17 protein-coding genes are annotated in these 21,965 nt (G+C 43.2%); 7 read left to right on the top strand and 10 right to left on the bottom strand.

The window, feature by feature from the left end; genetic code table 11:
• Positions 1–15 precede the first annotated feature (15 nt).
• The 8 genes from uvrA to K1X84_00680 all read right to left on the bottom strand — a co-directional run bounded on the left by uvrA (position 16) and on the right by K1X84_00680 (position 12,880).
• Positions 16–2,922, bottom strand: a complete 2,907-nt coding sequence (gene uvrA / locus K1X84_00715; protein MBX7150129.1) for an excinuclease ABC subunit UvrA — start codon at positions 2,920–2,922, stop codon at positions 16–18.
• Positions 2,923–3,034: 112 nt separating this feature from the next.
• A complete protein-coding gene (locus K1X84_00710; protein MBX7150128.1) occupies positions 3,035–4,417 on the bottom strand; it encodes a tetratricopeptide repeat protein in 1,383 nt (460 codons plus the stop codon).
• Between the two features lie 116 nt (positions 4,418–4,533).
• The gene (locus K1X84_00705; protein MBX7150127.1) at positions 4,534–6,918 is read right to left on the bottom strand and encodes a CHAT domain-containing protein; all 2,385 of its coding nucleotides are present in this window, start codon (positions 6,916–6,918) and stop codon (positions 4,534–4,536) included.
• Between the two features lie 72 nt (positions 6,919–6,990).
• Positions 6,991–7,596, bottom strand: a complete 606-nt coding sequence (locus K1X84_00700) for a hypothetical protein (GenBank protein MBX7150126.1) — start codon at positions 7,594–7,596, stop codon at positions 6,991–6,993.
• A gap of 52 nt (positions 7,597–7,648) precedes the next feature.
• On the bottom strand, positions 7,649–9,820 hold the full coding sequence (locus K1X84_00695) for a hypothetical protein (protein ID MBX7150125.1): 2,172 nt from the start codon (positions 9,818–9,820) through the stop codon (positions 7,649–7,651).
• Positions 9,821–9,847: 27 nt separating this feature from the next.
• Positions 9,848–11,380, bottom strand: a complete 1,533-nt coding sequence (locus K1X84_00690) for an LPP20 family lipoprotein (protein MBX7150124.1) — start codon at positions 11,378–11,380, stop codon at positions 9,848–9,850.
• 141 nt (positions 11,381–11,521) lie between these two features.
• Positions 11,522–12,127 (bottom strand): LPP20 family lipoprotein, encoded by a 606-nt coding sequence (locus K1X84_00685; protein ID MBX7150123.1) that lies wholly within the window; start codon positions 12,125–12,127, stop codon positions 11,522–11,524.
• 93 nt (positions 12,128–12,220) lie between these two features.
• Positions 12,221–12,880, bottom strand: a complete 660-nt coding sequence (locus K1X84_00680; GenBank protein MBX7150122.1) for an LPP20 family lipoprotein — start codon at positions 12,878–12,880, stop codon at positions 12,221–12,223.
• A gap of 374 nt (positions 12,881–13,254) precedes the next feature.
• Between K1X84_00680 and hemW the strand changes: the two genes are divergently transcribed.
• Positions 13,255–14,379, top strand: a complete 1,125-nt coding sequence (gene hemW / locus K1X84_00675) for a radical SAM family heme chaperone HemW (protein ID MBX7150121.1) — start codon at positions 13,255–13,257, stop codon at positions 14,377–14,379.
• On the opposite strand, the gene K1X84_00670 is transcribed toward hemW, so the two are convergent.
• Entirely contained in the window at positions 14,380–16,443 is a 2,064-nt protein-coding gene (locus tag K1X84_00670) for a HEAT repeat domain-containing protein (protein MBX7150120.1), read from the bottom strand.
• Between the two features lie 53 nt (positions 16,444–16,496).
• Positions 16,497–17,675: a thiolase family protein gene (locus tag K1X84_00665; protein MBX7150119.1), complete on the bottom strand. Its 1,179-nt coding sequence runs from the start codon at positions 17,673–17,675 to the stop codon at positions 16,497–16,499.
• Between the two features lie 173 nt (positions 17,676–17,848).
• Between K1X84_00665 and pgl the strand changes: the two genes are divergently transcribed.
• From pgl to surE, 6 genes are read left to right on the top strand one after another with little or no spacing between them, the layout of a single operon-like run.
• Positions 17,849–18,574: a 6-phosphogluconolactonase gene (gene pgl / locus K1X84_00660; protein MBX7150118.1), complete on the top strand. Its 726-nt coding sequence runs from the start codon at positions 17,849–17,851 to the stop codon at positions 18,572–18,574.
• 57 nt (positions 18,575–18,631) lie between these two features.
• A complete protein-coding gene (tsaE, locus tag K1X84_00655) occupies positions 18,632–19,075 on the top strand; it encodes a tRNA (adenosine(37)-N6)-threonylcarbamoyltransferase complex ATPase subunit type 1 TsaE (GenBank protein MBX7150117.1) in 444 nt (147 codons plus the stop codon).
• Positions 19,075–19,752, top strand: a complete 678-nt coding sequence (gene tsaB, locus K1X84_00650; GenBank protein ID MBX7150116.1) for a tRNA (adenosine(37)-N6)-threonylcarbamoyltransferase complex dimerization subunit type 1 TsaB — start codon at positions 19,075–19,077, stop codon at positions 19,750–19,752. The genes tsaE and tsaB overlap by 1 nt, the downstream gene beginning before the upstream one ends.
• Complete coding sequence (gene rimI, locus K1X84_00645; GenBank protein MBX7150115.1) at positions 19,749–20,243, top strand: ribosomal protein S18-alanine N-acetyltransferase; 495 nt, start codon at positions 19,749–19,751, stop codon at positions 20,241–20,243. The genes tsaB and rimI overlap by 4 nt, the downstream gene beginning before the upstream one ends.
• Positions 20,240–21,121, top strand: coding sequence for an acetyl-CoA carboxylase, carboxyltransferase subunit beta (gene accD, locus K1X84_00640; GenBank protein ID MBX7150114.1), 882 nt, complete (start codon positions 20,240–20,242; stop codon positions 21,119–21,121). Before rimI ends, accD begins: the two co-directional genes overlap by 4 nt.
• Positions 21,122–21,178: 57 nt before the next feature.
• A complete protein-coding gene (surE, locus tag K1X84_00635) occupies positions 21,179–21,943 on the top strand; it encodes a 5'/3'-nucleotidase SurE (GenBank protein MBX7150113.1) in 765 nt (254 codons plus the stop codon).
• Positions 21,944–21,965 lie beyond the last annotated feature (22 nt).

Genomic DNA, 21,965 nt, shown 5'->3' with positions numbered 1-21,965 from the left:
ATTAGAATCTGGGATTCAATCTTTCTTTGCTCGGATGAGTTCTTTTTTGAGGAACTTTCCCGTATACGACCGGCTAATTCGTGCAACGTCTTCAGGCGTTCCCGTAGCGATGATCTCACCGCCGCCATTTCCTCCCTCCGGTCCGAGATCAATAATCCAGTCAGCACATTTGATCACATCCATGTTATGCTCGATCACGATGACCGTATTACCCTTATCGGCTAACTGCCCTAAAACATTCATCAGCATTTTTATATCTTCAAAATGAAGCCCGGTAGTTGGTTCGTCTAAAATATAAAGCGTTTTACCGGTACTGCGTTTAGACAATTCTTCCGCCAATTTTACCCGCTGTGCTTCGCCGCCCGAAAGCGTTGTTGCTTGCTGTCCAAGATGGATATAATCCAGCCCAACGTCATGAAGGGTTTGCAATTTCATTTTGATATTCGGAATAGCTTCAAAAAAATCCAACGCTTCTGCAACGGTCATTTCTAAAACTTCGGAAATATTTTTATTACGGTATCGAATTTCAAGCGTCTCTCGATTATAGCGTTTGCCGTTACAGGTTTCACATTGTACGTATACGTCGGGCAGAAAATTCATTTCGATTTTTTTTAAGCCTGCGCCTTGACATTCTTCGCACCGCCCGCCGCTGACATTAAAACTGAATCGCCCTACTTTGTAACCGCGAACTTTGGATTCAGGTAAGCTGGCGTACAGATCGCGAATCATGGAAAATAAATTAGTGTATGTAGCCGGGTTACTTCTGGGTGTTCGCCCAATCGGTGATTGATCGATATCGATCACTTTGTCAACATGATCAAGTCCTTTGATTTCTTTGTAGGAAAGCGGCATTGTAGTCGCGCTGTAAAAATATCGGGATAAGATAGGATATAAAGTTTCGTTGATCAGTGAGCTTTTTCCTGACCCACTGACGCCGGTAACACATACAAGTTTTCCAAGCGGAATTTCCAGAATAACGTTTTTTAAATTATGACCGGAAGCGTTTTTCAAAAGAATGGTTTTTCCATTGCCTTCACGGCGTTTGGATGGAATTTCAATGTTGACGTCTCCTCGTAAATACCGGCCGGTAATGGAATGATGAAACTTGTCAAATTCTTCCGGTATGCCAGCGGCAACCAATTCTCCGCCTTTTCGCCCGGCTCCGGGACCCAAATCGACAAGATAATCAGCGTGTTCCATCGTATCACGATCATGCTCGACAACAATTAGAGTATTGCCAAGATCGCGTAACTCCATCAGTGCCTGGATCAATTTTTCATTATCGCGTTGATGTAAACCGATACTGGGTTCATCAAGTATATACAGTACTCCAACCAATTGTGAGCCGACTTGAGTGGCAAGGCGAATTCGCTGCGACTCACCGCCGGAAAGTGTCCTCGCCGAGCGATCCAGTGTTAGGTAATCAAGACCGACTTTCATTAGAAATCCCAGTCGTTCACGTATTTCTTTCAGAATGGGCGCCCCGATTTTTTCCAGTCTTTTTGGCATCGAAACATTTTTAAAAAATTCGGATGCATCCAAAACAGACATCTTGACCGTGTCATGGATGTTCTTACTTTCAACTTTATATGATAACGGTTCGTTTTTAAGACGTCCACCCTTACAACTGGTGCAAAGTTTTTCACTCATGAATCCTTCTGCCCATGAACGAATTTGCTCCGACGTCGTGGTTTCGAAATAATGTTTGATGCTTCCAACGACGCCCATAAATTTCCCGCGATAATTTTTTTTCTTGTCTCCGGAATAATAAAAGAAATCGTGTTTGGTTGAACCTGTACCGTACATCAAAGTCTCATACGCTTTTTTCGACATTTTTTTAATCGGTGTGTCGAAATTGTATCCAAACTGTTTAAGAATGGTTTCCATTTGTAAATAAAACCATGTTTCATTTTTCGGATTCTCATAGGCTTTGAGTCCGCCTTGACTAATACTGAGATCCGGATTCGGAATGATCATCGACTCATCCATTTCCATCACCACGCCCAATCCTTCGCATTGTGGACAAGCGCCATACGGGCTATTGAATGAAAATAACTTTGGAAATGGCTCTTCGTAACTAATCCCACAATTTTGGCAAGCTAAGTGTTGACTGAAAGTCACATCTTCTGTCTTATTTTTTTTATCGTCTGTGACACGAGCAACGATCATCACCCCTTCGCCAAGTTCGAGAGCTTGTTCAACGGAATCGATCAAACGTTGTCCGGATTGTGAATCCAAAATAATACGATCGACAACGACTTCAATATTATGAATATGGTATCGTGAAACTTTATCAACTTTTTCGAGTTCTTTAATTTCGCCATCAATTCGCACCCGGACATAACCGTTCTTTCTGAGTTTTTCGAATAATTCCTGGTAATGTCCTTTTCGTCCCCTCACAACCGGACCAAGAATCATTAATTTGCTTCCGCCCGGAAATTTTTTAATTGCATCAAGGATCTGATCCCGGGTTTGTTTGGTGACTTCCTGTCCGCAATTATAGCAATACGGAATTCCGATCTTGGCGTATAAAAGACGGAGGTAGTCGTAAATTTCTGTTACTGTTCCGACTGTTGAGCGCGGATTACGACTCGATGTTTTTTGTTCAATGCTGATTGCCGGGCTGAGGCCGTCAACGAGATCAACGTCCGGTTTTTCCATCATGTTGAGAAACTGACGCGCGTAGGCCGACAGCGATTCTACATAACGACGCTGCCCTTCGGCATAAATAGTATCAAAAGCCAATGATGACTTTCCCGATCCGGAAAGGCCGGTTACAACCGTCAGTTTATTGCGCGGAATCTCCAAATCGATGTTCTTGAGATTGTGGACACGAGCGCCGCGGATCACAATTTTTTCTTTAAACGATTCCGTAATATCTTGATCAGATAATAGAGAAGAGGGGATTTCAGAAATGGCCATGAATATTCCTTGCTCAAAAACAGCCCAATATAGATTTGCGTTATTTGAATAGCAAATAAAAAGAGGTTGTCCGCCAGATTAACAGACAACCTCTCTACTGAAAAGTTCGCCGTTATTTTTTCTTAACACGTTTTTTCAGAACACCGATATTCTTTTTCATAATGTCCGCGTCGCCTTGAGTAGGATCAAGTTCCAAAGATTTTTCCAAATGAATGATCGCTTGCGCCGCTTCTTTTTTATCATTCATCAGCAGAATTCCAAGGTTTCTGTGCGCGACAGCACTGTTCGGCTCATAAGTAATCGCGCTTTCATATTCGATTCGTGCACCTTTGAGATCTTTCTGAATTTTGAGAAGTATTCCCAGATTCAAATGCGCTCCGGCAATGGTTTTATCCAACTCAATCGCACGACGATAAAATTTAACGGCATTGGAAGCATCGTTATTTTGGTCATAAGCGGTTCCTGCATAATACACCGTCATTGCATCATCCGGTTTGATTTTGAGCGCATTTTCGTACGCCACTATCGCTTCGCTGTATTTTCCTTGTTGTAAGCTGGCGAAACCGACGTTGACTTGCGCTTCAAAAAGATTGGAATTCACTTCAAGAGCTTCCTTGTATTGAGCAATAGCGTTTTCCCAATCATTTTTTTCTTTATAAACATTGCCGTAATTATAAAAAGCGTCAGCATTTTTTGGATTCTGCTCAACCGCTGCTTTATAATCATTTTCGGCTTCAGGCCATTTTTTTTCAGTCGAATATTTATTGCCGCGGAGCACATAAACGTTGGATAAATTGGCTGTTGAATTGAGTTGCTTCGATTCATCCATGGTAATCGACCGTTTGAAATAGGCAATGGCATCGTCCAATTTATAATCCGCTGTAGTCAATATAGCAACGTCATAATATTTTAAAGCCATCCAGTTTTTTACATACGCCTGATAGCCTTCGTAATCGGCAATCAATTGACGTAACCGGTCGTTGCTTTTTTCAATATCCTCACGAGCAATGGTTACTGGGGTTAGTGTAATCAATTGGGCGTATACGGCTTCCATTAACCGGATGCTTGTAAGGTAAAAATCAGTGTATTTTTCGAATTTACCTTTGACGGTGATAGGCGTTGTAAAAGCTTTTTTCAAAATAGAGCAGGCGCGTATATTGATAATAATAGAATCACCGGCAATTGAGAAATTACCCAAAACCGAATAATCGGATTTCCAGTCCAAGTGGTATTTTAAAAATGACGGCGTGACAAGCCCATCATATAATGATCGCGGATTAATATCCGTACTCAACGCTGCCTGAAAAACGTCATCATTGCCGACGCTTTGTAATTTTCCACTGCCATTCAATCCTTCCGACATTAACTGACTTAGACCATAGCTGAACCATTCGTATTTCGAATCAGATTTATTTTCAAAAGGAAATACAGAAATTTTAGTTTGAGCAAAACCGCTGGTTATACTAAACAGTAAAATCCAAACTATTTTTTTCATCACAACCTCCGCTTTAAAAATAAAAAAATAGGGCGAAATAATTTCGCCCTATCAACTTACAATATTTTTAACTCTAAGACACTAATAAAAATAAAATACCCGAGAGTTATTAAAAGTTACTTCGGATTACCGATCATGACATAAGGCGCCCAGAAGAACGGATGAATATGAAAATCGCCTTTATGTATCAACGCAATTTGAGCCTGGCGCATCGCTTCAGATTTAGTTAATCCTTTCTTCAGACCGTCATAAAAATTGATCATGATGATCTTGGTGGACTCGTCATCGACCGGCCATAATGTGGCTACGGTCGTCGGCGCGCCGGCTATCGCAAAAGCACGGGATAAACTGATCAACTCAACGCCTGTGGCGCTTTTTCCCATGGACGTATTACACGCGGACAAAACAATCAATTCGTTTTTGTCTTTGAGAGGCAATTTCAGAATTTCACTGATGGTCAGCTTGTCATCTTCATTTTTAGCAGCATTGGGCGCCATTAATAGAAACGACTTTTGCGGTTCGTCGCTCGATAAAAATCCGTGTGTTGCAAAGTGCACCACATCATATGAATTGGAATACGATTTGGCTTTATCTTTTGTGGCATCCTGGTTTTTATATAATTTCGCATTGGAATAAGCCGCTTGAATCACTTTGGCTTCTTCTTCAGCACCTGGCAGGCTTCCGTCCGGATTGCCGAATACTAACACGCTCCCGATTCCTTTATTTTTCTTGGCTGAAACCAGATCCATCAATGTTGCTGCTGTGAGATAATTGACCGATTTTTTTTCGATCAGAAAACTGATATCACCATCCTGAGTTTCGGTAGCCAAACACTGAAAAGGAACGTAATATAAACTGGCTGCCGGAATGACCGTAACGGTTTTGATTTTATCATCTTTAATTGTGTCCCAAACCGGAAGGATCAAGTAATCGTATAGCTTGACCATGATTTCACGCATAGGCTTGGTATGCCGTTCATAGAAACGGTTGTCGCCAGCACCTTCAGGTTTCCAATTGGTCATCTTTGTATCAAATCGCCCGCGTTTCAGAAGCGAAGTGACATCACTTATGTAATAACGGTATTTGTTAACCAGCGAATCCAATTCTTTAGCTGAAACTGGGACTGATTTAGCCTCGATTTTGTCCCGGGTGATCATAAAAATGTACAGAGCGTCATCGGCGGGAAAGTATTCAAGCAGAACGACGTCATCGGATAACTGCTTTTGCAGATCGCTGAGTTGGATCGGATCTACTTTGACAACCTGATAAATGTTTGGGTATTTAGTTTCAAGGTCTATCATCAAAGCATTGAAGTCGCCCTGATTTTTGGTAAGGGTTTGACTCAGGTTATCAATTTTTTCTTTATCTTGTTTTTCAAGCGGTTTAGCTTTTTCTTCGGCTAATTGTTTTTCAATTTCTTCATTTTGCTGCTGCAGTTCCTCAACTTTTTCAATCTGAACTTGTTCTTCTTTATCGGCTACTTCTATACCACCGGCATTGATAATGTCATTTGACATTTTGGCTTTGCTGCGTTCCAGATACTGCAAAGCCTCGCCAAGATTATTGGTTTTTTTGAAAAGCGCGATCAAACGCCTGTAAACAGGTCCTTTGTTTTTCAGGAAGCTGTCGAAATATTCCTGATTGGTAAAACTACCGCGTAAGTTTTCAATATGGTTAACCGCTTTTTTTAAAGCTTTGATCGCTGCAAGGCGGTCATTATTGGCCGCGTCTGCTTTTTTCAAAATATCGTTTTCTTTAGCCGAAGCTTCATACATTACACCGATGAAAGAATACGTTTTCCACGCGCCTTCGCGGTCGCCGATTTCATCGAATATCTCGGCGCTTTTTTGATAGAATTTTATAGCATTAGCGCGATCATCGGTTTTATAATAAATACGCGCTAGATTCGCCAGATCAGTTGCAATGCCGCCTTTATACGCCATTTCCTGATGCATTTTCAAAGCTTGGTTCAAATAATCCGCGGCCTCCTGATAAAATCCGGCCTCGTAATACATCGTTGCAATGTTATTAAGATCATCGCCAACGCCAATCTTGTCTTTAACTTCTTCGTGCAGCTGTTTGGCTTTGAGATGGAAGGCAAGAATTTCGCCAATGGTTTTGGTCGTGAATTTCTTTTTGGATTTTTTCAACAGCGCTTCTTTAACGCGAAAAGCCGATATGCCCCAGTTGGCAAATGCACTGGCCGCGCCGGATTTGTTTTTGGTTTCCGAGTACAACATGGCCGCATTTTTAAAATTTTCAACGGACTGTTCATGTTGATTCAGCATTTGTAAAACCAATCCGATCGAGTTATTGGCATCGGCCATGCCGGATTTGTTTTTGGCGGAAGTATATTGACTCAATGCCGATTGGAAAGAGGTTAACGCTTGTTCATATTGGCCGTTTTTAAAAGCCTTCTCGCCTTTTTTGTAATCGGCATCCTGCGCAACTGCCAAACCGGCCCACGCAAAAATCAATAAACTCACTACAACTTTTTTCATATCTAACCTTCTATAATTATCTGAAACGCCGTTGTTTTTCTACAAACCTTAACGGCTACTTCTTAATGCTGTTTAACTTGGTTCGGTAAGTAACTTTTTCTTTTCAACTATGAAAAAATCCTTAAACGCCATTTTAAAATGATCGGCATGTTCCGTTTTTAGAAATTTTTCTTTTTGACCGACTTCAACGATCGCTTTTTCGATTTCTTCATATCCGTTCATAAGCGGCATTTCCATCATCGCATACGTCGTATCTTTTTTGGCTGATTGAGAATATTCCGAAACCTTACTGCCCCGGAGCGTTGTCGATTTCTTCAAAGCTTCTTCGACTTTTTTGGCGTAATCTTCCACATTTACATTATCGGCAAAGAAACCTTTCTGCGCAGGAATAAAAACTTTGAGTAGCCCGGCTGCATCGGTCGCCAGCGCTTTGATGATTTCCGTCCGGCCTTTGAGTTCAGCCTGAGAGCGGGCATTAGATTCGATCTTTAAAACAGAAGCGCCGACGCCTTCGTAAACAAGGTCGTCAAGCGTGGAACTGCTGTCGACTGTTTCAGATTCAATCGTTGCAACAGTCACCGAATCTTTTTTGGGTTCTTCTTTTTTAGGTTCGTTTTGTTTCGATGGTCCGCAATTAAAAAAAATGACGGTTAAAAAAAGCAAAAATATTTTTTTCATAACGATCCTTGTCGTATCGATTTTCGAAAATTTTCAATTGTCGATTTTCAATTTACTTCAATGCCTGATTTAATCCATCCAAAATTTCTTTTGAAGTTTCTTTGCTCAAGGCCTGCAGAGCTATGATGCCGGCTTTTTCCAGCGATAATTGAATTCCTTTGACTCCTTGTTTTTCGGAATTGGCAATGATCTTACCATTTTCCAGATCGATACAGCGAACCGAACCGCTTGCCCATGCCGATTTGCGGTTCGATGTACCGCCGCCGTAAGGATTGGATGAACCGCCTTCGGATTCAACTGCCTTCACCGAACCGATGATGAGAATGTCCGCCACGGCTTTCAAAGCATTGGATACGACATCGTCGGCGCTGCTTTCAGCCGAAGCTTTAGCTTGTTCTTTGCTGACGGCTTTATATACTTCGTTTTTGTCAATGACTTTGAATTTATTCGAAACCAATTGTTTTACAATATCGCCTTCGACAATCGATACGCTTTGTTCTTTGCCCATATTCTCTTCAAACAACAGAATGACAATGCGTGTAAGCGCCGAACCTCTGGCGCTGAATGAAAAATCTTTAAAGACTAATTTTGCTTTTTCGACGGCGCCCGGCAACTGTTGCGCAAATGCTTCGAATTCTTTGGCGTTCAGGCCGACGCGGATTTTATTTGTACCACTCGGATTGACATTGTCTACCGAATGAACGGTAAAACTTGCATTACCGCTTCCATCAGTTTTAGAGACGTCGTCGATTTTAACACCGGTCGGTGCAACGGCTGCAGCTACTAAATTAGCGTTTTTCACCGGCATCACGCTGCCGCTTTTGTCATAAACCAGTTTCGCCACGAGCGGTTGCGCCAACGGTTCATTTTTATTTCCTTTTTGTCCGTCACCGCTGACAATGTCGATCCGCATTTTACCGAGTAAATTTTTCAATTGCGTATCAAACGTGGCTTTGATCGAAACCGACTTCCCTGATCCGTCGATATCGCCTTCGATCGGTTCTTTATTAATTAGCTCGGCAATGACGATTTCTTTCGCGCCTTCAAAATATTGCGTCAATGCGAGGTAATAATCACCGCTCGCTTCAGCTGCTTTGGCCGCCTGATAATAGGTTTTCGCAACATTGATCGCTTTCTTCAAGCGTTCGGCAAATTGCCGCTCTACTTCAGCAATGGAGATTTCGCAATAGGCGTAATGTTTTTTGGATTTTTTATCGATATAGAATTCGACTTTGAGATTTTTGAGAGTTTCTTGTGAAAACGATTCGGTCATCGAATTGAACGATTCGGCGTAATCCGTCGCGCCGTTTTTGGTTGTTTCTTCGATGACGTTTGTTACTTTACTGGTAATTTCAGAACGGATGGCTCTGATCACCATCGCCCGTGCTTCCTGTTCGGCTTTCTGAGCATCGGCCGACTGATTGTTTGTTACCGGAATCGCGCCCAAGCCTTGATAATAGCCATCGCGTTTCGGCATATTCGGCAATCCTTTTTTCCAATCGCCGTAACTGGCGCCTTGTGAGCCACCGGAGGAAACGACATCTACGGTCGGTTTGTCTTCAATGACGGTAGCAGTTTCTTTACCGGCATCCATATCAACCGTTTCATCCTCCATCATAGCTCCGCCGGTATTATTCCAATTAGCGATCGCTTTATCGAGCGCGGCTACGGCTTTATCGGCGCTTAATTTAACGCCTTTGATTTTGTTGGCTGCCGCATCTTCCGTCACGCGATTTTTAAACGCTTTTTCAAGGTCCGCTTTTTTCAGTACGGCTTTGGCGTAGAATTTTATTTTCTTTCCGCTCTTTTCACCCTTAGGCGGATAATATTCTTCAATGACAACATTAACCAACGTAATGTTGGTCATCGTTTGTGTAATTTCCTGGAAATAAGCCTGCGCGGCGCCGCTGGAACCTTGATCGGTTGTTGTTGAAGCTTCTTCCATGAAATTGGTCGTCATACTTTTAACGTTGCTTTCGACGACTTCGGCTATGCGTTTGCGGGCGCTTTGATCGGCTTCGCTTTTAGCCACTTGTTCCGTCAACCCCTCACCGATACCAGCGGCTACGATGAAGTCATCATAAATCCCCGGTTTGGAAATCCATTCCGGTATGCCGCCTTTTTTGTCTTTATCTTTTTTCTTTTTCTTCTGAGCCTGCGTATCTTGCGGCAATATCATCAGTACGGCCGTTAAAATCGCAATGAATCCAATTAATTTTTTCATGGTGTTTGATCTCCCTGGGTTACGTTTTTATTCAGTTCCAATTTTATCGAATGCAGCATTAAGTTTTTCAAGAGCCGCTTTGGCTTTTTCTCTTCCACCGGATAATATCCGCTCGGCCTTATCTTCCTGCGATTCGGATACTTCTTTTTCAGGTACGTGTATGACTTCGGTTGCTTTTTTCTTAAGTTTGGCTAACATACCGCCGGTGAAAAGCCGTCCGAGTGCATAATATGTTTGCTTGCCGTCTTCAGTTGTCAAGACAAATGTGGATAGAATCTGCGATCCTTCCAGACATACATCCGTTGCCTCTTTAGTAAGAACGGACATATAATCGTTCAACGGCGCATTTTCAAAACCATCCTTGGTTTCGGCAATTTCCATCCAGCTTTTCATAACTGATTCAACTTGAACGGAAATGGTTTTAGCCAATTTGGTTCTGGCCGACATTTTGGCTTTTTCAATGCCTTGTGTCTGAGAAAAATATTTTCCTTCGTCTATACCTACAGCAAAAATCGCTTCTTTATCTTTCGGAACTTTGGTAATCCAAAGCGGCCGGCCTTTTTCAGTTTTTAAGTAATCGCGGTTGATCAGTTTGCCTAATTTATCATTGAGGCCTTTTAAAGCTTTAGTGTCTTTAACTTTGTCTTTTGCTTTTTCAGAGATCTGATTAATGACATTGCTGAGTGACATTCGCGCCAATGCGTAATGCCATTTGGTTTGTTTGTCATACCATGTTTCTACAATTTGAGAGCCGCTGAGTGTGGCTTCGGATACAGAATTGGCCATCTCTTCCACAAAACTTCTTTCCAATCCGTATGACTGAGTTCCTTCATTGACTTCGTACCAGTCGGTCAGTACGGCTTGAATTTCAGTCTTGATCGTCGCAGCTAGTTCACCACGGGCTTTGTCTTTGGCTGACTCCCGGCCATTGACGTAGTAATAAAATTTTTCAGCTATACCCAACGCATACAAAGCGTCCGCTTCCTCAGGTAATGCTTTGATCCAGTCCGGCTTATCTTTACGTATATACGATTTAGGATCTTTTAAATTCTTAAGCGAAACTTCAAGTTTTTCTATTTTTTTGAAATCTTTTTTGCTATCCGCGCCTTTTTTGGCTTCATCGATAACTTTTTGTTGAATCTTTGCAACAGATCCCGCCAAAGGAAGTTCTGCAATGGCGTAAATTAATCCTTCAGGGTCAACCCACGTTTCGAGAATTCGTGCATTCTGCACGGACGCCACGACATCTTCGTCAATGGATTTTTCTAATTCCGAAACGAAGCCTGTTCCTCCGACATTACCGGACCAACTGTTGGCGATGGTTTTGACATTAAGTTTTATTGTTTGAGCTAACTCAAATTTAGCCGCGTTACCAGCGGCTTCTTCTCCGGCCTTTTTCTCATAATAACGATTGACTACACCCACCGCAAATAAAGAGCCTTCGGATATCGGTAATTCATTTACCCACTTGGGTGCCGATGATGTCTGGGCTATGCCGTTATGGTTAAAATAAATAGTTGCGATGAAAACCCATAACCAGAATTTGCAGATAGGGCGCATGATTCCTCCTTCATAAATATTCGGTATGTGCAAAACGGGGCGAGTAGCAGGATGCCTGGAAACATCCGATTTTGTAACTAAAAAATCAAGCGTTTATACAATACCGGTGCGCCCTTAAAAGAGCGCACCGGATTTTTTTAACTATTCTTCGTCATCTCCGCCTTTTTCGGCTGTACCTTCCCATTTTGCAACGGCTTTATCCAATGCTTTGAGCGCATCATCGGCGCTGGCTTTTACGCCTTTAATTTTTTTAGCAGCAACGTCTTCCTGTACTTTTTTCTTAAATTCATCAACAAACGAATTCTTTTTCAAAACTACTTTAGCATAAAATTTAATTTTATTGCCGTTTTTCTCGCCCATCGGAGGCCAATATTCTTCAATCACTGCGCCGCTCAAAGTGACATTGGTCAAGCTTTGCGTTACTTCCTGGAAATATTCCTGAGCAGCCGATTCGGATCCTTTATCAGTACTCGTCGTAGCTTCTTCCATGAAATTAGTGGTCAGGCTTTTAATTTGAGATTGAATTGTTTCGGCGATTTTCTTGCGACCGCTTTGTTCAGCCTGGCTCTTAGCTTTTTGTTCGCTCAAGCCTTCTCCGATACCGGCGGCAATAATAGCATCTTCATACTGACCGGGCTTGGAAATCCATTTGGGCATTTTATTTTCTTTTTTGGTCGAAGCGCCGCCACCGCTACAGGCATTCAGCACCAACGCTGCCATCATGGCAATCATTACAAGATATTTCATACTGTGAACTCCTTAGGTTTGTTCAGTCGGAAATAAAACAACCGTAGAAACACATTGCTTCTACGGTTGTTCAATTAAATCAAAGTAAACAGATTATTCTTCTCCGCCTTCTTCCATTTCTCCGCCATCAGCCGAACCGTTGTTATTTTCTTTTTCCCATTTAGAAATGGCTTTATCCAAGGCCGTCAATGCATCGTCAGCCGAAGCTTTCACGCCTTTGATCTTTTTCTTGGCTAAATCGTCCTGCACTTGTTGTTTGTAGGCGTCGACAACAGCCGATTTCTTCAACACAACTTTGGCATAGAATTTCACTTTGCTGCCATTTTTCTCACCGAGAGGCGGCCAATATTCTTCGATCATTGCACCGCTCAAAGTTTGTTTCGTCATTGTCTGGGTGATTTCCTGGAAATATTCCTGGGCGGCTCCGCTGGAACCTTCTTCGGTCGTCGTGCTGGCTTCTTCCATGAAATTGGTCGTTAAGCTTTTAACTTCCGTTTCCAAAGCTTCGGCGATTTTCTTACGGCCGTTTTGTTCGGCCTGGCTTTTGGCTTTCATTTCCGAAAAACCTTCACCAACGCCGGCACAAATGATCACATCCTCATACAAACCCGGTTTATAGATCCACTCCGGCGGAGCGTTTTTATCTTTTTTCTTCTTTTTCTTCTTTTGAGCCATGGCATCCGGGCTTACCAATGAAGCGGTTAGCAGGGCCACGAACGTCAAAAAAAGGACTTGCATTAAATAGCGTTTCATACCGTTCCTCCTTTAATTGGGATATTAGTTAAACATAAGAGTCGTAAAACTCTTGTTAATTTTTAAAAAAGACTCCTCTTAAAGAAAAGCCTGGTGTGTGTGTTCTAAGGGCAAAGGTGATACAAGTTGATAGTAAGGAATGACTCATGACGAGCGGATTAAATTTATCGAAGCCTCGTCCTAAAGTCAAGTGAAAATCCATAGGTTTGAGTAATTAAATCGACCATACATGTGGGGTTTTATTATAAGGTAAATTCCGGTATAACAATTATAATGAAAGTTAAGTGTTTGATTTTAATGGGTATTGTGGTTTGTCTGTTGAATCTCTAGCGGTTTTTGCTTATATCAAAGGCAATAAAACAAGATCCTGACTTATGAATCTCTATATCCACATTCCTTTTTGTGAACGAATTTGTATTTATTGTGACTTTTATGTCACAACCGCCCGCCGTTACTTCGATACATACACGAATAGCGTTTGCAATGAAATAATTCTCTATGCTGAGTTATTGAATAATTCACCAATGGAACACGTATATTTTGGCGGAGGAACACCGTCCTACCTGCCCAATAAAGATATTCAAAAAATTGTTGAAACAATTTCAGCCAATTTCGATGTGAATAAGAGATCCGAAATTACGCTAGAGGCTAATCCCAGGAATTTGACGGACGAAAAATTACAATCATTACAAAAGATCGGCATCAATCGATTAAGTATTGGCGTCCAATCGCTTCGTGATGACGAACTAAATTTTCTGACCCGCAATCATTCGGCAGCTGAAGCGATCGATTGTTATGTTCGTTCTCGTAAAAATGGATTTGACAATATTAGCCTCGATCTTATTTTCGGTCTGCCCGGGCAGACTCTCGATCATTGGAACGAAAATCTGGAATGCATCATCTCGCTGAGACCAGAACACATTTCAATTTATAATCTCACAGTAGAAGAACGAACTTACCTGAGCAAATTGGTCCATCGAGGTCAGATTGAATTTCCGGATGAAGAGAGTCAATTGAATATGTTCGTCACCGCGTCGCAAAAACTGAAAAATGCCGGATACGAACATTATGAAATTTCCAATTACGCTTTACCCGGCTATCGAGCTAAACACAACAGTGATTACTGGAAAAATAAAAAGTATCTCGGAATCGGTCCATCCGCACACTCTTTCGACGGACATAAGCGGTGGTGGAATGTTCGTGATATTCATCGTTATTGCGATTTGATCGATCAAAAAAAATTGCCCGTCGACAACGAAGAGCTTCTGACGCTTCAACAGCAATGTATCGAAGCTATTCTCCTGGGATTACGTACTAATGAAGGATTGAATATCGGTCAATTGGAAAATTTGACCGGAAGGAAATTTGAAAATCAGTTCGCAGCAGCTTTGGAAAAAATCAAAACCCACCTTCTTATTGAAAATGGGTTTGTCCGGCTTACTACCGAAGGATTTTTTCTGTACAATAAAATTTGTGAAGAAATGACCGCGTTGCTTTGATCAGTATTTAACAATCCTTACTGAATTCACTCTGTCGCCCACCTGAATTTTATCCACGACCTCCAGACCTTTGGTCACTTTAGCAAAAATGGTATACCGCCCGTCGAGATGCGGTTGAGCGGAATGGGTAATGAACCATTGACTGCCTTCGGTATCTTTTCCGGAACTGGCCATTCCAACTATTCCCCGCTCATATTTACGTTGATTGAATTCCGAACGAATCGCATAACCGGGACCGCCCCAGCCTGTGCCCGTCGGATCGCCTGTCTGAATGACAAAATTCGGAACAACACGATGAAAATAAACGCCGTCAAAAAATTGTTTTTCAGCCAGTCTTACAAAATTCATCACCGTCAATGGGGCATCATCCATCAATAAATCGATTTCAATCGCACCTTGTGATGTTTCAATAATCGCCGAAGGTTTTTTGGATTTAAGTTCGAGCATTGCATTGTAGTCGACACTATGATAAAGCGGTTTTTTGTTTTCAATCTTTTCGCCGGTAATTTTTTCAAAATTTTTGACTGCGCTTTGTGCTACCACATTATTGCTGTCGTCCAAATAGTTATTGAGATACGAAGCGGCCGCCGAGCCTTTTAATTCGCCTAATATGTCAAATATTATAATTTGACTCTCAATATCAGGAGTCGAACTATTTTTGAATCCGGAAATTATTTTTTCAACTAATTCATATTTTGCGTCTAGGTTTTTTTTGAGAGATTCATCCTCCGCGAGATAACCTGCGGCGACAGCGACGGCTGTTGCGTTTTTAGATTGCAATGCTTGTAAAAGTAGTCCATGGGAGCGTTCAGACTTTATAGTACTCAGAACGTCCAGAGCATTGGTCTGTACCAATGGAAATGAATCGGTCAAAGCTTTTTCTAAAAACGGCAAGGTTTTGGGAGAATGAATATTTGCCAGTGCTGTAACGCCGCGCGCCCTGAGATATCGATTACTGTCAATCAAACACGCTTGGAGCCAATCCGTAAAAACCGGTTGATCCATCAGTACGCTTCCGAACATCTGGGATAAAGAATTAATCAACTCGGCTTTTTCATGCCAATCCATAACCGGCCAGTGTTTCTCTGCGAATGGTGTTAAAAACGCGCGTAGATCTTTAACGTCATTTTGATAACTGGCGGCCATCGATTTGATCGCCGTGAGCCGCACATGCAAGTCTTTGTCTTTTTTACCTTCAAAAGCCGTAAGAAAATATATTTTCTTCAAATCGTCGACGGGAAATTTAAAATTGCCCAGAGCTGCCAAGGCATTCACACGAACCCGCCAGTCCGGATCATTGGAACCGATTTCCAGAAGCGCATTCACTATCTCGTTTCGTACAGATTTGGACGCTTTATCTAATCCCATTGCGCCCAATGCACGCGCCGCATCCATTCGCACGCGAAAATCGTCATCTTTCAGAAGTGGTTTGATCTGACCGGCATAAATAGGATTTCCACTGCGCATGAGAGCGTACACGGCTCGCCAACGAATTTCCGGATCATGACTTAGCAATAACGGAACAACCGCGGAATCAAGTTGTGAGTTTTTGAATTTCCCGTACGCCATGATTCCGTATGTTTTCGCCGCTTCATTTACAATCGCCGATGACGTATCGGTCAAAGCAGACGTCAAAAAATTAACCGATCCGGAATTTCCGTTTTTTCCGACGGCTTCAATGATTTTTATTTTTGATCGGACGTCATTTTCACGTAAGTATTGATCGAGAAGAAGTTTTTCAATTTTATTTTTTATAGTAAAACTGTTTGATGCAAAACCGGTTTGCCCCAGCGCAAAAATTGCGTGGCGTTTAATGTCCAGATTGTCATGATTCATATAAAACGCCAGTGTATCGACCCCTGCAGTGTCCTGCATCTGGCCAAGCGCAATCAACGCCTGAGCACAAACAATATCATTACGGCTGCGAAGGAAACGATACAAGCTGTCCGCAGGCATACGGTTGTCCTGAACAAACAGAATCTGTCCTAACGGTTTTTCAATTTCATCCGATTTCGCACAAGAAATCAGAAATAAAACGAGTAAAAACCAATTTTTTTTCATCATTCATTTCCATGAATTAATTTTTCAATTCAGCTTTTCTTAATTTTCAAATCGCTCTAATTATTCTCTAAAAGCATTGCGAGGCCCAATCCTCCGCTGATACACAAAGTTGCCAGCCCCAATTTAACTTTGCGTTTTTGCATTTCATGAACGAGCGTCGTTGTGATGCGTGCGCCGGTGCATCCGGTCGGATGGCCGAGAGCAATAGCGCCGCCGTTGACGTTCAATTGTGCGCGGTTAAAATGCAATTCACGATCGCACGCCAAAACCTGCGCCGCAAAAGCTTCGTTGAGCTCGACAAGGCCGATATCTTGAAGTTTAATTTTCGTTTTCTCTAACAGTTTTTTCACGGCCGGTACCGGAGCGATGCCCATTTCACGCGGATCGACGCCGGCCGAGGCATGCCCGATAATTCTGGCCAAAGGTTTTAAATTGAATTCTTTCACTTTTTCTTCACTGGCCAGAATTAAAGCCGAGGCGCCGTCCGTAACACCGGAAGATGAACCTGCCGTGATCGTTCCGTCTTTTTTAAAAACCGGTTTGAGTTTTTTTAATTCATCCAATGTCGAACCCAGCCGCGGGTGTTCATCCGTATCAAACGTCACTGAACCTTTTTTAGATTGAATGTCGATCGAAATTATTTCGTCTTTGAAACGGCCGGTTTTGATGGCATTTTCTGCACGATGCTGAGATTCCAGAGCAAATTGATCCTGTTCATCCCGGGAAATACCAAGTTTCTCAGCAAGATCTTCCGCCGTAGCGCCCATCAGTTTATCCGCCATCGGACAAAAATAACCATCGAGATGATTGGCGTCGATGACTTCGCCGTGACCCATGCGGTACCCCCAGCGAGCCTGCATCAGCAGGTATGGAATATTGCTCATACTTTCCACACCGCCGGCAAGAACAATATCATTATCACCCAACACAATGCTGGAATAAGCGTTTAAAATGGATTTCAACCCCGATCCGCAGGCTTTATTGATCGTGTAAGCCGGTTTCGAATCCGGCACGCCTGATCGGTGAGCAATTTGCCGTGCAATATTCGGCCCAATACCGGCCTGTCGCGCGCAACCGAAAATGGTCTCGTCGATCATGTCGGCTCCGAGTCCTGCTTTTTGAATGGCGGCGACGGCGGCAAAAGCTCCCAATTCATTAGCTTTGATTCCGCTAAGCGCCCCGCCGTATTTTCCAATAGCCGTACGCACCGCACTTACAATATACACGCCTTTCACGAGTTGCTCCTTTTTTGACCGCTTTCCAAAAATGTTCGCTTGATCGATGCCGAAGTTTACTTACTTCCGGCGAAACTCACAAATGTTTTCAGTTTTTCTTTTGAATTTTATTTGTTATGTTGATTTAAATCAAAATTCATTGCGGTGCGAATTCTTTCAAAGGAGACTTTTCTATGTCCATACATATTTTTGATAATCCGAACCAACTCTATCAAAAAGCCGCTGAACAAATCGTATCGACAGGGCGAGAAGCAATAACCGGTAAAGGCCAATTCGTCTTGATGTTATCCGGCGGATCGACGCCGGCGGGTGTTTATGCCGCTTTGGCTCAATCGTTCAAAGATCAATTGGATTGGCAAAAAGTTCATCTTTTCTGGGGAGATGAACGTTGTGTTGTGGCCACCCATCCAGACAGCAATTACCGCATGGCTAACGAAAACCTGATTTCAAAAGTTTCAATCCCTGCCGGCAATGTACATCGCGTTGCCAGTGAAGAAGATCCTTTGCTGGCTGCCCAGCAATACGAAGACGAAATGCGGGATTTTTTCGGAATGTACGGATCCGGATTTCCGGAATTTGATCTCATCCTGCTCGGTTTGGGCGACGATGGTCATACAGCTTCGCTTTTTCCCGAATCGGAAGCGCTCCAGGAATCTACCCGTTGGGCGTGTGACAATTTCGTCAAAAAACTTAAAACGCACCGTGTGACGGTCACGTTTCCATTGATTAACCATGCAGCCAACGTCATGTTTATTGTATCGGGTTCATCCAAAGCTTCGGTCTGTCATCAGATTTTGGAAGAGAAAAAAGATTTCCCGGCTCAAAAAATTCAACCGAAAAGCGGTAAATTATTGTGGTTTTTAGATAAAGACGCCGGAGGAATGTTGAAAAATCCGTGAAATTAGCTTGAATGACGCGGTTATTATTAGTAGTTTTGCCTTTAGACAAGTACATGAATGCTTTTTGAAAAAATCACCCACACCGAAGACGAATCCCTGTCGCTTGCCCGCCTTTTTAGTCAACATTTGAAACGCGGCGACGTGGTAGCTCTTTTTGGTGAAATGGGCGCCGGTAAGACGGTTTTCATTCGCGGAATCTGTGAGGGGCTGCAGATCACACAACATGTCAACAGTCCCACGTTTGTAATTATCAACGAATACGACGGCCAAATTGGCGGTGAAGCGATTCATGTTCGGCACTTCGATTTTTACCGTATCCGGAGTGAAAAAGATATCGCCGAACTCGGTGTTGATGATTTTTTTAACAATACCGGCGATATTTGTCTGATCGAATGGTCTGAAAGAGTGAAAAAACATCTTCCTGACCAATATTGGAAAGTCGATCTGCAAAAAGTCGGTGAAAATGACCGGCATATTTTAGTTCAAAAAATCGGGTCCTGATGTATTACCTTGGAATCGACACATCCTCGTCACAATGCGACGTTGCCTTGATTGCAGTCAAAGAACAAGGCATCGAAAAAGCCGGCCAAGCCACGCTAAACATGCGGTTTGCTCATTCCGAAAAAATCATCGGGCTGATCGATGAAACGTTAAATAACGCTAAAATTGACCGCACCGAACTAAAAGGCATTTCCGTAGCCATTGGCCCCGGCTCGTTCACCGGGCTACGTGTAGGATTGTCAGTAGCCAAAGGTTTATGTTTTGCGCTCGATATTCCGCTCGCCGGTGTTCCGACGCTGGATGCCATCGCACAAAAACTTTCTTATGTCGAAAAACCTTTGTGGGTTGCCGTGACGGCGCGTAAAAATGAATTCTATTGTGCCGTTTACTCCAGTGGCGAGCGTATTTCCGATATTGAAATTTATTCCATCGCCGACCTCGGCCGCCGAATGACCGATGTCATTGCATGCGTGTCCGATAATCCGGAAATTATTCGAGATCAATTATTGCCTGAAATCCAAAATAAAATTGAATTTATCGATGCACACTATGCGTTGGCCGATGCTTATTACATTGCTATGATGGGGTATCGGAAAATTCAAAATCATGAATTGGAACCGATTGAAACGCTGGTTCCGATGTACGTTCAGGCATTCAAAGGTGTTATGGCTCTATGATCGCATCGGCTAACATTCTTGATAATGTTACGATTCGCCCGGTCAGTGAATCCGATTTGAACGAAATCATGGTGATCGAGGGCGCTTGTTTTCACAGCCCGTGGACGCGGCAAAATTTTGTTGAAGAATTTCGTAACAGCGATTTGTCGATTCCATTGGGAATTGAATATGACAAAAAAATCGTCGCGTATGCGTTCATCTGGATTTTGCTGGATGAATGCCACTTAGCCAATATTGCCGTTCATCCCGATTTCCGGCGAATGGGACTTGCAAAATTACTGATCGATAAGATCATTGTGATAGCACGCGACCGCGGCTGTGCAAAAATCATGCTTGAAGTCAGAAAGTCTAATCGCGAAGCCATCGAATTATATGTGAAATACGGATTTTTCAAAGTCGGCGTGAGAAAAAATTACTACAACGATGGTTTTCTGCGTACTGAAGATGCCATTTTGATGGATTTAATCATTACCAAAGAGGATAAAGGATGAATTGGTTTCAACGTACCAAAGAAGGCGTTAATACCGAAACGGCCAAAAAAGAATTGCCCAACGTATGGGTGAAATGCGATCAGTGCGGCGAAATTATTTACAAAAAAGATCTGTGGGCCAATTTCAACTGTTGCACGAAATGCGGTTTTCATTTCCGGATTTTTGCCAAAACGTACATCCAGATGATCCTCGATGAGAAAACCTTTATTCCGATCAATAAAAATATGGTTTCGGTCGATCCGCTGGAATTTACCGACACCAAAAAATATTCCGATCGAATCAAAACGACCGTATCCAAAACCGGCATCAAAGATGCCGTTCACACCGGTTATGGAAAACTGAACGGCCGTCCGCTCGTGCTGGCTGTAATGGATTTCGGTTTTATCGGCGGCAGTATGGGTTCGGTCGTCGGTGAAAAAATTTCCAGGGCCGCCGATGCGGCGTTGGCGCACAAACTGCCCTTGATCGTCGTGAGCGCTTCCGGCGGCGCGCGTATGATGGAAGGCGCTTTATCGCTGATGCAGATGGCTAAAACAAGCGCGAAACTGGCGCTGATGCATGAACAAGGGCTGCCGTACATTTCACTGTTGACGGATCCGACCACGGGCGGCGTCACGGCAAGTTTCGCGATGCTCGGCGATGTGATCATTGCGGAGCCTGGCGCCCTCATCGGTTTTGCGGGACCGCGCGTCGTCAAAGAAGCTACCGGCAAAGATCTTCCGCCAGGATTTCAACGCGCTGAGTTTTTGCTGGAACACGGTTTCGTCGACCTGATCGTCCCGCGCAAAGATCTGAAAAACACGCTGGATAAATTGCTTGAATTTTTCGGGACCAAAACCGATCCCCATTTTGATTTAAACCAGGTTAAAGAAAGTTAAGGTGATACAACGTTATCACCTTTATTTTTTCACTTCTAACTTCCAAGGATATTTCCCATGAAACACATTTTGCTCACTAACGATGATGGTATCGATTCCGCAGGCCTGTTTGCTCTTTACAAAGAGCTCAAAAAACTCGGCGACGTGACCGTGGTTGCGCCGCACATCGAACGCAGCGCCGTCGGTCATGCCATCACCATCAACGACCCGATCCGTGTGATCGAATTCAACCGCCCCGATAAATTTCACGGTTACGCCATTTCCGGAACGCCTGCCGACTGCGTGAAAATTGCCGTCAAAAAAATCATGGCCAAAGCGCCGGACATCGTCGTCTCTGGAGTCAATCACGGATCGAACACGGCGACCAACGTGCTCTATTCCGGCACGGTCAGCGCCGCCACCGAAGGCGTGATCATGGGTATTCCCGCGATCGCATCATCGCTCACGAGCTTCGATTTTAAATCGGATATGAGTTTCGCAGCGGCATTTACGGCCAAAGTCGCCAAAACCGTGATGGAGAAGAAATTACCCAAAGACACTTTCCTCAACATTAATATTCCTCCCGGCACCAAAGAATCGCTCACAGGCGTCGCGATCACACGGCAAGGAAGCGGGCGCTACGATGAATATTTCGAACAGCGCATCGATCTCAGCGGACGCGCGTATTACTGGCTCACCGGTAAAAAAATGAACCTCGATACCGAAGAGGACATTGACGACGTGGTCGTTGCCAAAAATAAGATTTCCATCACGCCCATCCACATCGATATGACGAATCACAAGATGTTGGACGAATTGAAAAAATGGGAAATCTCGCTGTAGAAATTAGAAACGAGTAGTATGG

Source organism: bacterium (assembly GCA_019695335.1).
Classification (GTDB): Bacteria; CLD3; CLD3; order SB21; family SB21; genus JABWBZ01.
This window is presented reverse-complemented; position numbering and strand designations above follow the sequence as displayed.